At 40.7% G+C, this 13,734-nt stretch carries 11 protein-coding genes; 7 read left to right on the plus strand and 4 right to left on the minus strand.

Going from position 1 to position 13,734, the window contains the following annotated elements; translation table 11 throughout:
* Positions 1 to 2: 2 nt before the first annotated feature.
* From GM920_RS07280 to GM920_RS07290, 3 genes are all read left to right on the plus strand, one after another.
* The gene (locus GM920_RS07280; protein WP_182954962.1) at positions 3 to 1,259 is read left to right on the plus strand and encodes an efflux RND transporter periplasmic adaptor subunit; all 1,257 of its coding nucleotides are present in this window, start codon (positions 3 to 5) and stop codon (positions 1,257 to 1,259) included.
* The gene (locus tag GM920_RS07285; protein WP_202986052.1) at positions 1,256 to 2,005 is read left to right on the plus strand and encodes an ABC transporter ATP-binding protein; all 750 of its coding nucleotides are present in this window, start codon (positions 1,256 to 1,258) and stop codon (positions 2,003 to 2,005) included. The genes GM920_RS07280 and GM920_RS07285 overlap by 4 nt, the downstream gene beginning before the upstream one ends.
* Before the next feature lie 65 nt (positions 2,006 to 2,070).
* On the plus strand, positions 2,071 to 3,291 hold the full coding sequence (locus GM920_RS07290) for an ABC transporter permease (RefSeq protein WP_182954965.1): 1,221 nt from the start codon (positions 2,071 to 2,073) through the stop codon (positions 3,289 to 3,291).
* A gap of 7 nt (positions 3,292 to 3,298) precedes the next feature.
* On the opposite strand, the gene GM920_RS07295 is transcribed toward GM920_RS07290, so the two are convergent.
* The gene (locus GM920_RS07295) at positions 3,299 to 3,790 is read right to left on the minus strand and encodes an Lrp/AsnC family transcriptional regulator (protein WP_182954968.1); all 492 of its coding nucleotides are present in this window, start codon (positions 3,788 to 3,790) and stop codon (positions 3,299 to 3,301) included.
* A 131-nt stretch (positions 3,791 to 3,921) separates the two neighbouring features.
* On the opposite strand from GM920_RS07295, the gene GM920_RS07300 reads away from it, so the two are divergent.
* Positions 3,922 to 5,316, plus strand: coding sequence for an MFS transporter (locus tag GM920_RS07300; protein ID WP_182954970.1), 1,395 nt, complete (start codon positions 3,922 to 3,924; stop codon positions 5,314 to 5,316).
* A gap of 5 nt (positions 5,317 to 5,321) precedes the next feature.
* Here the strand turns inward: GM920_RS07300 and GM920_RS07305 are convergent, their stop codons facing one another.
* Complete coding sequence (locus GM920_RS07305) at positions 5,322 to 7,214, minus strand: PAS domain-containing sensor histidine kinase (protein WP_182954973.1); 1,893 nt, start codon at positions 7,212 to 7,214, stop codon at positions 5,322 to 5,324.
* Positions 7,215 to 7,337: 123 nt separating this feature from the next.
* Between GM920_RS07305 and GM920_RS07310 the strand changes: the two genes are divergently transcribed.
* On the plus strand, positions 7,338 to 8,660 hold the full coding sequence (locus tag GM920_RS07310) for a sensor histidine kinase (RefSeq protein WP_182954976.1): 1,323 nt from the start codon (positions 7,338 to 7,340) through the stop codon (positions 8,658 to 8,660).
* Here the strand turns inward: GM920_RS07310 and GM920_RS07315 are convergent.
* Complete coding sequence (locus GM920_RS07315) at positions 8,657 to 9,313, minus strand: VOC family protein (RefSeq protein WP_182954979.1); 657 nt, start codon at positions 9,311 to 9,313, stop codon at positions 8,657 to 8,659. The genes GM920_RS07310 and GM920_RS07315 overlap by 4 nt on opposite strands.
* A gap of 147 nt (positions 9,314 to 9,460) precedes the next feature.
* Between GM920_RS07315 and GM920_RS07320 the strand changes: the two genes are divergently transcribed.
* Together GM920_RS07320 and GM920_RS07325 are read left to right on the plus strand one after the other, a co-directional pair.
* Positions 9,461 to 9,898, plus strand: coding sequence for a VOC family protein (locus tag GM920_RS07320; RefSeq protein WP_182954982.1), 438 nt, complete (start codon positions 9,461 to 9,463; stop codon positions 9,896 to 9,898).
* A gap of 70 nt (positions 9,899 to 9,968) precedes the next feature.
* Positions 9,969 to 10,205 (plus strand): hypothetical protein, encoded by a 237-nt coding sequence (locus tag GM920_RS07325; RefSeq protein WP_182954984.1) that lies wholly within the window; start codon positions 9,969 to 9,971, stop codon positions 10,203 to 10,205.
* 811 nt (positions 10,206 to 11,016) lie between these two features.
* Here the strand turns inward: GM920_RS07325 and alaS are convergent.
* Positions 11,017 to 13,719 carry an alanine--tRNA ligase gene (gene alaS, locus GM920_RS07330; protein ID WP_182954987.1) on the minus strand — a complete coding sequence of 901 codons (2,703 nt, stop codon included), beginning with the start codon at positions 13,717 to 13,719 and terminating at the stop codon, positions 11,017 to 11,019.
* Positions 13,720 to 13,734 lie beyond the last annotated feature (15 nt).

The raw sequence follows: 13,734 nt of genomic DNA on the forward strand, positions 1-13,734 counted from the left end.
CCATGAAACCGAAAAAAATCTTTCTCATCCTCGCTTGCGTTATCGTGTTATTCGGTATCTGGTATTTCTTTTTAAGGAGCAAAGACCAAAAAGTGAGCCTCATTACAGAAAAGCCGGTAATTGGTGCCATATCGACCAGTGTTACTGCAACGGGTACCATTCAACCTGTGGATACGGTTACAGTTGGTACGCAGGTATCAGGAACCATTTCCGCGCTTTTTGCTGATTTTAACTCTACCGTTAAAAAGGGAGAATTACTTGCTGAGCTGGATAAAGTATTGATACAATCTACCGTAGACCAGGCAAAAGCAAATCTGGTACAAGCGCAGAGTAATCAAAATTATCAGGAGGCAAATTTCAACCGACAAAAACAACTATTCGAGACCGGATCCATTAGCAAAGCGGACTACGACCTTGCACTAAACACCTTACAAGTGGCGAAAGCCAATGTCAACAATGTAAAAGCACAACTGACGGCGGCGCAGCGAAACCTCTCTTTTACGCAGATTTACTCCCCAATAGATGGCGTGGTGCTCAGCAGAAGTGTAAATATTGGCCAAACAGTAGCGGCGAGTTTTAGTACACCTACCCTCTTTACTATTGCCAAGGACATCACGAAAATGCAGGTCCAGGCAAAAGTAGATGAAGCGGACATAGGTAGCGTCATGACTGGGCAACGCTCCACGTTTACCGTAGATGCTTTTATCAATGATACCTTCAATGGTACTGTGAAAGAGATTCGTTTACAACCTTCCATATCTTCCAATGTGGTGACTTATGCCACTTTAATTGATGCACCTAATGATGATAAAAAGCTAAAACCAGGGATGACCGCCAATATTATCATCTATACTAAAGAAGTAAATAATGCGCTACTCGTTTCCGCGCAAGCTTTAAAATTCCACCCGGATTCTTCCCTTTCCAAACAATATGAAATTGTTCCAGACCCAGGACATCATAAAGGGGGATCTGGGAAAGGCAGTGGAGGAAAAGGAAATCGCTCAGGTAAAGCCAACAAAGACAAATCTGTTAATGGAGATGTGGTGGCCAATCCTACCGCTTATGTATGGGTATTGGAGGGGAAGAAGTTGATTCAAAAGAAAATTAAGACTGGCCTAAATGACAATACAAAAGTACAGGTGTTGTCGGGGCTGAGCGAAAATGAGTTGGTAGTTACCGGAACAGAGGGCCTTACTTCATCAGCGCCGGCAGCCGCAGCAACCAGTCCATTTATGCCAAAAAGAGGAGGTAGACGATGACCGGCAAAAAAATCCTGGAAATCCAGAACGTAAAGCGGGAATTTGTCATGGGCGATCAAATCGTGCGTGCCCTTAAAGGAGTTTCCTTTGATGTGAATGCTGGAGAGTTCCTGACCATTATGGGCAGCAGTGGCTCTGGGAAAACTACGCTATTAAACATGCTCGGTTGCCTGGATAAACCTACTGAAGGCAGTTATATTTTAGATGGCGTAAATGTTAAAGAGCTGAGCAGAGATCAACTGGCAAGAATGAGAAACACGAAAATTGGCTTTGTATTTCAGGCCTATAACCTTTTACCACGAACAACTGCGCTAGAAAATGTGGAGCTGCCGTTGTTATATAACCCAACTATTAGCACCAAGGAACGCAAGGAAAGAGCAATAGCAGCATTAAAGGCGGTAAAATTAGACGACCGTTTTGACCATACGCCCAATCAACTTTCCGGCGGACAGCAGCAGAGGGTAGCCATAGCCAGAGCATTAGTGAATGAGCCAGTGATGATTCTAGCGGATGAGGCAACCGGAAACCTGGACACACGGACTTCCTATGAGATCATGTCACTCATGCAAGAGCTCAATCAAAATGGTAAAACCATTATTTTTGTGACACATGAGCCAGATATCGCCTCATTTACCAATCGCACAGTCATGTTAAAAGATGGCCGGGTATTAAAGGATACTGCCAACCCAAATCCACGTTCCGCAAAAACCGCTTTGGCCGAATTGCCTGTTTCCGATGATTATTAAATGATAGGCTGATGAAACCCTTATAAACTTATGATAGCTTCATAACCATTGAAAAACATATCCTAATGAAAATCTTAAATCTGATCAAACTTGCCATAAGGGCTTTGCAACGTAATAAATTACGTGCCCTGCTCACCATGCTTGGCATCATCATAGGTGTCGCTTCTGTAATTACCATGATGTCTATCGGGGAAGGCTCTAAACAAAGTATCAATGCTTCTTTAGCCAGCATGGGTTCCAACATGATCACCATTCAACCTTACAGTAATGAGCCTGGTGGAGCAAGAATAATGGGGAGTAGCCTTAAAACACTGACGATTAGAGATGTAGAAGCGATACAAAAAAACGCTCCTGATGTTGCCCTCATTTCTCCATTGGCTTCTTCAGGCGGACAATCGATCAATGGCGCAAATAATTGGCCGACTACCATTCAGGGCGTAAGTCCTGACTACCTGGAAATCAGAAAAGTAGTGGTAAAAGAAGGGATTATGTTTTCAGATCAGGAGGTGAGGTCTTTCGCAAAAGTCTGTTTGCTAGGCAAAACGGTGGTAGACAACCTCTTTCCAAATGGAGATGACCCTATTGGAAAGGTCATCAGGTTTGGAAAAACTCCTTTCCAGGTTATTGGCGTTCTGGTACCAAAAGGAACCAGCAACTTCGGACAGGATCAGGATGACATCATTATCGCTCCTTATACTACCGTGCAAAAAAGAATACAATCCACCATATATTTTGGCAGCATCTATGCCTCAGCCATCACCGAAAGTGCTTCAGATGCTGCTGTTACCCAGATTTCGGCAATATTAAGAGATACGCATCACTTACGTGACAACCAGGACAATGATTTCCAGGTTCGTACCCAGGCAGAATTAATGACGATGATGAATTCTACCAGCAGCATGATGACCGCCTTATTAACTGCAGTAGCCAGTATTTCCCTGTTAATTGGTGGAATTGGCATCATGAACATCATGTACGTATCTGTAACGGAACGCACCCGGGAAATTGGACTTAGAATGTCTATTGGCGCCCGAGGCATAGATATACTGCTTCAATTTTTAATTGAGGCGGTCATGATCAGCATCACGGGTGGCGTCATTGGGGTATTATTAGGCATCACCGCAGCCATTGTCATCCCATCTATGCTCAACTGGCCAACCGTAATTTCAGAATCATCGATAGTCATTTCATTTATGGTTTGTGCGATAACCGGTATATTTTTCGGCTATTACCCGGCATTAAAGGCCTCCCGTTTAGATCCGATAGAAGCTTTACACTACGAATAAAGTTTTTTTACAACAAGTGATGGGTATCTTTAATGGTATCCATCACAAAAATGCTCTTCGTTTGTGCAATTCCTGGGATTTCACTCAGCTTATTCATGGAGAAGGAATGGAAGCTTTCCATGCTTTCCGTTACAATCTTAAGCATAAAGTCAAAATCACCAGATATATTATAACATTCGGTCACCTCTTTAAACGCCAATACGGCATCGATAAATTCCTGAGCTGCCTTTTTATTGTGAACTTTCAGGGAGATCTGTACAATGACAATAATCCCTTTATTGATTTTCCGGTTATCCAATAAGGCCACATACTTTCTAATTACTCCTTCCCGCTCCATCCTTTTGATCCTTTCATGGGTGGGAGTTGGACTTAAATGTACCTTGGAAGCGATTTCGCGAATAGTGAGCTTCGCATTTTCCTGCAATAAGCGCATAATTTCATAATCCTTCTCATCTAAAACCAGTGCGGTCTGGCGGACTTGTTCTGTTTGGGGAGCCATATCTAAGATCAATAATACTTTTGTTCTGTTAAATTAGGAAATAATAATCATTTGTTCTAAATAAGCAGAACTTATTTTTAGTCTGTGTTACGAAAGTTACCTTTGTAAGGAAAATTTCCCCTTTACATTTTATGACTCAAAGAAAGAATCTTATCCTTGCCATTGCTTCTATTGGTATTTTTATAGAAGCATTGGATATTGCCATTGTCAATCTGGCCATCCCCTCTATACAATCAGACTATGGGCTCAGCAGTGATAAGGTACAATGGCTACAAACACTATATGTGTTGTTGTACGGAGGATTTTTAATCATTGGGGGAAAATTATCCGACCTTGTTGGAAAGAAAAACATTTTCCTGGCCGGCTGTGCAATATTCCTACTGACCTCTTTAGGAGCCGGGCTTTCTGGTTCTTTTGAAATGCTTGCCTTCTTCCGCGCCGCGCAGGGAATTGGTGCTGCATTGATCATGCCTTCCGCCTTCTCTATTGTTACTCATACTTTTACAGAATCCCGTGAACGTGCAAAAGCCATTGGTATTTTCAGTTCATTTGCAGCCATCGGATCAGGTAGTGGCCTGGCTTTAGGTGGGATTATCACAACCTATTGGGGCTGGCATTGGATTTTCTTTGTAAATGTCCCTGTTCTATTTATCATTATCGGCCTTGCCTGGTATTATCTGGCTCCGGATGAGTTAAAAAAATCTAAATCCAGACCAGACTTACTGTCTGGCGTTTTATTAGTTATCGTTTTATTAATGTTGAGTTATGGTGTCCATGAACTGGGTAGAATCCGCGAACATTACCTAATGCTCATTGGCTTAACCATTGCGGTTATTGCCGGTTTCAAAATCATTCAACACCGCTTAAAAGTTCAGGCAGAGCCTTTAATAGAGGTATCCCTGTTCCGTTCCAAAGCAACCACAACCGGGATTGGCGTATTCTTTTTACTAGGTGCGTATTTTACCGGATATATGTTTTTGCTGTCTTTATTGATTCAGAAAGACATGAATTTCAGTGCGGCCAAAGCAGGCGTTACCCTGGTTCCATTTAGTATTATTTCTGCGCTGTTCGCAAAATTTGTACTTCCTCCTTTAATGAAAAGACTGAATGTATGGCAAACCGGTGTTTTTGGAATGTCATTAATGGTTGGTGGTGCAGGATTTTTATTGGCCTCCGTACTGATGGACCATAACTTTATTTTACTCTTGTGCTCTGCCGCTTGTGTTTCCGGGTTGGGAATGACGATCTGTTATACCAGTTTATCTGTAATTTCAGTACAAGGTATTCCGCCACAACATTATGGACTAGCTTCCAGTCTGGCATCAACCTCCTATTTTCTAGGTGGTGGAATCGGATTGTCTATCCTGTCTTTATTTATCAGCACTCATGAAACTGGAAATTCGGTGAGTAACACCTCGATTCTGGTCTTATGCGTATATGCAATCGGCGCCTTGGTTTGGTTGGCTTCCTACACGAAGAGACATGTTGCAGTACAACGACCGAGCCTAGCCGCAGCCGCTAAATAAATAAACTATTGCCTATTGATCCAGTCCTCCGCAGACTGGATCTCTGCAAAAAACTGTATTTCAACATTGCCAAGCGCGATACTTGCACTTTTTTCCGCAGAAAACCGACAAAAAATATCAGGGGAATTTATCCAGGAGAAATGTGTTAAGCCTGCTTTTTCAATCATAGGAAACCAGGTTTCTCCTACCCAATCTGACGCATCAGACCAGGTGCCCAATACTTCCCTGTTATCATTTAAGATCTTATGACATTCATTTGCCCTTAAAAGCGCCAGCATTACCATTGCCCCATGCTGTACCGTTTCCTTGCTATTAAAACCCTTCCATTTCGCATCTAAGCGATGGTGTTCTTTATTGTAACTAACTGTTAGGCTATCATCCTGATAAAAATGATGCCTTTCCACCGGACAGTCAACCGCAACATGCGCCTTTAAGGGAAGCCTAAAATAAAAAGTAGAACCAGCATCCAGCTCACTTTCAAGCCAAAAGCTTCCTTGATGTGCTTTCAATATTTCCGAACAGATGAAAAGTCCTAAACCCAGGCCTTCATACCGTAAATCTTCATTATCAACTCGGTAATACCTTTCAAATAATCTTTTCATTTCAAAATCGGCAATACCTATACCAAAATCCTGCACTGAGATTACGATGTTGTCTGCTTGAATTTTTCCCTTCAGGATTACTTTACCCCCATTTGGGGAATATTTGACTGCATTTGATAGGAAATTAACCAGTACCTGCTCAATTCTAAGCCGATCTCCATGATAAAGAATGGCTATACTGTGCTCCAGAAACAACTCGTGATCCGGGGAAACCGCCTGAACTGTATGCATCGCAGCTTCTATAATTTCATTAAAATTGAACGCTTCTTTATCAAAACTCATACTTCCGGAATTGATCTTGGTTACGTCTAATAAATCGGCAATTAGCTGCTCCAAACGAAAGATATTACTGGCAGATTTCTCTACAAAACCATGTAATTTTTCGGGATCATTCGTTTTCTTCATCAACTGATTGAAGGCCTTTATAGAAGTTAAAGGTGTTTTCAACTCATGACTGGCGATAGCAAGAAATTCATCCTTCCGCTGTTCATTTGACTTCTGAACATCGATATTGGTATTTGTCCCCATCCACATCTTCAACTCCCCACTTTCTATTAATGGAATGGCCTTCCCTAAATACCATTTATATTGGCCATCGGCCATTTGAAGACGAAATTCCACACTATATTCAGAATTTTGACCTAGTGCATAACTCCAGGCCCGGATACAGGCAGGAAGGTCATCCGGATGGACAAAAGACTGCCAGCCTAGCCCTCTCAATTCTTCTACTGTTTTTCCAAAATCACGACAACAAATCTCATTCACATAATTGATAATTCCATGAGCCGTTGCTGTCCACACCTGTTGAGGCATGGCATTTAACAAAAATTCCAGGTGCTTTTCACTGGCAGCAATCTTCTTTTCGCGTTGTTCTGATTTCTTCCTTGCCGAAATTAGATTACTGACGTCAAAACTATATTGAATAATATACTGAATGGCACCATTTTCATCCAGAAAAGGGGTATGTGTAACATCCCAGTACTTGGAGATGGTTACTTCTTGATCACTAGGATCTGGAAGCTCTAATTTCAATAATGGTAGCTGATGGGGCTCTAGGGTATCTAAAACCCGCTGAAGAGAGGCTGAAAACCCCATTTCAAATGGAATTAGAGGATCTTGAGGAAATAGGTCTAAAAAGCTCCTGCCTTTCAGCTCCTCCCTGTTTAGGCCTTGTGCAGCTAAATAAGCATCACTGGCGGTAAGCACCATCAAATCAGGGGAAAGCACCAAATATAAACCTGGCACTGTTTCATACGTTTTTAAAAGGGCAGCGGGTAATACAACTAATTGTTCCATATGCTAATATTTAAGCTGGTACAAGACTCATACCACGAATACTAAAGTCCAGCACAATTCAAAATCATTCCTGATAGCGCTATTATTTTCTACATCATCAATTACTTTGCTTATTTTTAGGTAATGATACCAGAAACCATCTCCCGCCTGATTAGCGGCTTACAAAAACTGGTCTATTTACTCATTGGGCCAAGCGCGCAGTTTAAACCTGAAAACCAGGTTTTTAATGCCATATGTGTAGTTGCTATCCTCATCATGGGCTATGATGTGCCTTTCAATTATTTCAATGGAATGGAAACCATTGCCGGTTTATTTTTCTTCTTATTCCTCGCCTTAACTTTCACCTATTACCTTTCCAGATTTAAAAAACAGTTCCAATACAGTATTATTCTCTCTTCCCTATTGGTTTTGCTGGCTTTAGGATGTATCTATTTCTTAAACAATGGGATAAAAGGGCCATCGTTGCTCTCTTTTTCCATCGCTTTCTTTATGATTATGATCATTTCTCCCAGAAGTCAGTACTGGTTCTGGTCTATTCTTTGTCTGGCTACGGGGCTGGGGCTGCTCTTTTTTGAATACAAAAACCCAGGGTTTATTCAAGATACCTATAAAGGTAGAGCAGCTGTTTTTGCAGACATCGCCTCTACTTATATCATCACTATTTTGGTTACGTTTACGGGTTTATTTTATCTTAAAACTGCTTATTATAAAGAAAAGCAGAATGCAGAACTGAAAACAGCAGCATTAGAGCGAATGAATCATGAAAAGACGAAATTCTTCTCGATCATCGCCCACGATCTTCGTGCACCATTGGCTTCTATACAAAGCTATATGGAGCTTTTCCGAATGGATATTCTGAGTGCAGAGGAGAAGGAAATGATGGATAAGAAGCTTAGCAATGCGATCATAGGTACACAGGAGATGTTGGACAACATGCTTTCCTGGTCTCGTGCGCAGCTAAATGAAGGAAAAGCAGTCATGGAAATTAATAAGCTCCACGAAGCCCTGGATTCTGTGATTATGATTCAAAAAGCAGCATCCCAAGAAAAGAAAATCACCTTAACAGCAGACATTGACCCTTCCCTGGAATTATTTTCCAATGTACACATGCTGCAACTGATTGTCAGGAACATCATTGGCAATGCAATCAAGTTTACCCCAGCTGATGGTCTAATCGAATTGAATGCCAGTAGGTATGGAAAAGATTGCCTGATTGCGATCAGGGATACAGGAAATGGCATTCCTGAAGAAAATAAATCAGAAATCTTTTCTCTTAAAGCACAATCTACTTTTGGCACTGCCAATGAAAAAGGAATTGGCCTGGGACTATTTCTTTGTAAAGAATATACCCAGGCACAGGGCGGAAGAATATGGTTTGAAAGCCAAAAAGGTGAGGGAACTGTTTTCTATGTATCACTCCCACTATATATGAATGCTGAAAATTAAGAGATAGACAACTCCTGATCTTCTCCGCTACCATTGTTAAATATTAATTTTACAGGAAATGATTTCGCCTTTTGTGCAGTAGGATACCAATCTCTATCCTGATTGACCAGAATAAACAAACCGTTTTCATCACCGAGTACGGTAAAATTGTCATGTGCGGGCTGCTTTTCATAAATTTCCAGACCGTATTTGCTCATCAGTGTTTCTGCCAAAAATGGGACATCATCAGCGACTAAACCAATTTCAGAAATGGCTAATATGGAGGATCCATCAAATGGTTGCTCTGATTCATTCTCAAGGTCGCAACGGCAGATCAGTTCCAACAGATTTTTATTGTTGTCATGAAAATAGAAGGACTTTGCATTCCATAATTCAAAATTGGAAAAATTAGATTCTGGTGTTACCGGAAGGATAACCGTTCTTAATTTTAGCCATTCGTAAGCTTCCACAAGTTTGTTTTTTGGGATGTCAAAAGCAATATGGTAAACTGGCTGATCGGCTGTTGCCCCTACAAATGAGAGCTTAGTCCTTCCAACCTGAAAAGAGACCTCATTCTCCGTTCTATCAAGGGTAGCCATATTTAATATTTGATTATAAAACCTTTCCGTTTCTTCCAGTTGATTCGTAATAATTTGTAATTCTTTAATCTCCATAACACGTTGCTTTTTGGTACAGAACAAAGTTAAGGCTTAATGGTTGGGAAATTCCGAACAATAATTATAGCTCAGATAATTGATCGATTCCAATTATTCTATTACCTTAAAGGAATGATCTGTTAACCAGTTAAAAAGGAGAAATTTATGTCAAATGAGACCAATTCAGTAAAACCGATAAAAATACAGGGATTTACACCTTTACTTTCGGTTTTCAATATGCCCACATCAGTACGCTTTTACCGGGATCTGCTCGGTTTTGACCTGGTCGAAACCTCCGAGGCGCCAGAAAGACCGGACAATTACAAATGGGCTCGACTAAGCCTGAACGGGACCGAATTACTGCTAGAACCCAGAGGAGAAAAAGCTTGTCCAAAGCCTGCAACCGCCCATGATTGGTTGGAACGCCACGATATGTCCATCCATTTTGGTTGTCCGGAATTGGACCATGTTTATGCTTATCTGCAATCCAATGGTGTAGATGTAACCATACCAACCAGCACTTCTTATGGCTATAAAGCTTTATATGTTAGAGATCCTGATGGATTCCCATTGGTATTTCATTGGCCGGAAGGATCGGTTTAATAAATTTTGCTGCAATGATGAAACAAGCAGAAAGATCTGCTGTTATGGGTATATACTTAAACATCCAATTATGGCTATCCCAAAAAACCCTGAGGACAATGTTCCAATAGATGATGCTCTAAATTCAGAAGCAGATGATCAACAAAGTCAGAAAGACGTACATTCTAATGGCTTCGATGAAAATTTTGACAAACCGGAAGGAATCGAACTACCAGAAGTAGATCTGCTCAAACAAGCATTTGATGCTTCAGAAGCATCTTTCACCTTAGATGTAGATAAAGGAATTGCCCCGAAAAAAGGAAATTAGCACGAGAAAATATAAATTTAACTCCTTGTACAGTATTATACTTCACAGGGAGTTTTTCATTATTTCTCCCCTATTTACTATGCTGCCAGCAATAGTCTTCGTCCTTAACCACCCTTTTACACCGGACTCCTTTCTTGGTTATTCCTTTACATGTCGCACTCGCGAAAGTGACGCGCTTAAAACTCTTTTTTTCCGGAAGCGTATTTTTAGTATTGCTACCGCTGCAGACACTACAAGATCCTCCTGCATTACAATGCTTACAATAATTACAGGTTTTGCAAGCCCTGCAATTGCCATTCGCATTACAAGTTGCACAATGCTCCCCTTTCCAAATAGCAGCCGAAGTTTGAGGCAAATACCCCATACTACAAAACAGTAGCATCCAGTAAAAATGTTTCATTGATTTGATTGCGTTAAACCATCAGCATCTATATAATGCGGAGGATGTTCTATTCAAATCTATTATTTTATTTCATCAATTTTAAGATTCATTCAGAGAACTTTATAGCAGAACAAATAAATTGTATAGCCTATTTAGGTGATAGTATACTAAGGGTATAATCAGGGCTTGCCATATACTTTCTATATAGTTGCTATGTAGTTGGTATATTCAGGAACATATCAACTACGTCTCAATATCATCTCAGCTATATTTCAATAACATGCCAAGCCCTGATTATACCCTGACTATACAGCTGCTATATTCTGGTTAAACCAGACCTACTTCGGGAAGAGACATCATAAAAAAAGGAGCTCTCTTTTCAGACAGCTCCTTTGTGAATATACATCTTGCCTCCTGGCAAATGTTAATTTATGCTGGTACTAACGCTTCTACTTTAGTTAAAACAGTAGCTAAGCCATCCTTATTCTTACCACCTGCGGTAGCATAGAATGGTTGGCCACCGCCACCACCCTGGATATCTTTAGCCAGTTCTCTAACGATGTTTGAAGCATTCAACCCTTTGCTTTTAATCAGGTTATCTGAAAGCATCACGGTAATACCTGGTTTATCATCGATTAAAGTCGTGAATACTAAAAACAGGTCGTCTACTAAATCTTTCACGGAGAAAGCTAGATTTTTCACGGCATCTGCATTTGGAAGGTCAACATGAGTTGCAATCACATTTACTCCATGAATGGTTTTAAGGTGGTGCACAATTTCATGTTTTAGGTTCGCACTTTGCTCTCCAACCGCTTTTTCTGCCTCTTTTTTCAGCTTAGCATTCTCCTCTAATAAAGAAGAAACCGCTGCTTTAAGGTCTTTATTCCCTTTTAACAGGGCCCTCAATTCATTCAGTTCTCTATTTTGATCTAAAATAAATGCTTCCGCTTTATCCGCTGTAATCGCTTCAATACGCCTCACACCTGCTGCTACAGCACTTTCAGAAATGATCTTAAAATAGCCGATCTGTCCGGTAGCCTTTACGTGTGTTCCACCACAAAGTTCTTTTGAATAATGGTCATCAAAAGTAATGACCCGTACAAAATCACCATATTTCTCTCCGAACAAAGCGGTAACGCCACTAGAAATTGCCTGGTCGTAAGGGACATCTCTTTGTTCTTTCAACGGGATATTTTCTCTGATCTTTTGATTCACCAAATGCTCCACCTGTGCCAGATCTTCTTCGCTGATCTTCGCAAAATGCGAAAAATCGAAGCGTAAATAATCAGGATTTACCAGGGAACCTTTTTGATTCACATGACTTCCCAACACTTTCTTCAAGGCAGCATGTAGCAAGTGTGTAGCCGTATGGTTATCCTGCGATAACAGACGCTTGTCTTCATCTATAACTGCCCAGAAAAGTCCATCTAAATCTTCTGGTAGTGTATCTGTATAATGAACGATCACTCCATTCTCTTTCTTCGTATCAGTTACTTCTACAAAGAACATCCTGCTGTGGTCTTCTATTCTACCAGTATCACCAACTTGTCCACCGCTTTCTGCATAGAAAGGAGTTTTACTCAATACAATCTGGTATTGCTCCTTACCTTTCGCACTAACTTTACGGTATTTTATAATTTTCGTTTCTACTTCAAAATCATCATATCCTACGAACTCAGTTTCCAGATCAGCATTCACCATGATCCAATCGCCGGTGTCTACTGCGGTTGCTGCTCTTGATCTTTCTTTCTGTAAGGTTAAGGCTTTATTATATTCCTCCATATCAACGGTCCAGCGTTTCTCTCTGGCCATCAATTCGGTTAAATCGATAGGAAATCCATAAGTATCATTCAGCTCGAAAGCAAACTCTCCTGAGATGACCATCTGGTCTTTCAAAATGCTGTACACCCAATTGTCATCAAATGATTTCTCGATATCAATGGCATTTTCAGACATCAACAATTCACCTTGTTTCTTAGTATAAGCTTCAAAACGCTGAATTCCCGTAGCCAAAGTTCTCAGAAAGGAAACTTCTTCCTCCAATACTACTTTTTGTACAAAATCCTGCTGCAAAGAAAGTTCTTCGAAAACACCTTTAAACTGATCGGCTAAAATTGGCACCAACTGGTTTAAAAATGGTTCTTTCAAATTCAGGAAAGTATAAGCATACCTTACTGCGCGACGAAGAATCCTACGGATTACATAACCTGCCTTATTATTAGAAGGCAATTGACCATCTGCAATCACAAATGATATTGCACGGATATGGTCTGCCATTACGCGCATTGCGATATCTGTTTTCTCCTCAGCACCATATACTACGCCCGCATGTTTGGCGATAAACTGAATCATCGGTTGGAATACATCGGTATCGTAGTTAGAAGATTTCTCTTGTAACACCCGTACCAAACGTTCAAATCCCATTCCTGTATCTACATGTTGAGCTGGTAAAGGCTGCAATGAACCATCTTTAAGACGGTTAAACTGCATAAATACATTGTTCCAAATCTCAATTACCTGAGGATGGTCTGCATTAACCAGGTCTTTTCCGCTTACCGCTGCGCGTTCTTCTGCTGATCGGCAATCCACATGGATCTCTGAACAAGGACCGCAAGGTCCCATATCGCCCATTTCCCAGAAATTGTCTTTTTTATTTCCTAATATGATGCGGTCTTCCGGAACAAACTGTTTCCAAAGTTCATAAGCTTCCGTATCTCTCGGCAATCCTTCTTTTTCATCTCCTTCGAAGATGGACACATATAATTTATCTTTAGGGATTTTGTAAACCTCTGTTAAAAGCTCCCAGCTCCAGGAAATGGCTTCTTTCTTAAAGTAATCTCCAAAGCTCCAGTTTCCCAACATCTCAAACATGGTATGGTGATAGGTATCAATCCCCACCTCTTCCAGGTCATTGTGTTTACCAGAAACGCGTAAACAACGCTGTGTATCTGTTACACGTGGATATTTGATGGGTGCTTCACCCAGGAACAAATCCTTAAACTGGTTCATTCCCGCATTGGTGAACATCAATGTAGGGTCATTCTTTACTACAATTGGTGCAGATGGAACAATATGATGTTGTTTTGATTCAAAAAATTTTAAGTATGCCTGTCTGATTTCCTTAGCTGTCATCCTTCTCTATATTAG

The organism is Pedobacter gandavensis (assembly GCF_014172405.1).
In the GTDB taxonomy this organism is placed as follows: domain Bacteria; phylum Bacteroidota; class Bacteroidia; order Sphingobacteriales; family Sphingobacteriaceae; genus Pedobacter; species Pedobacter gandavensis.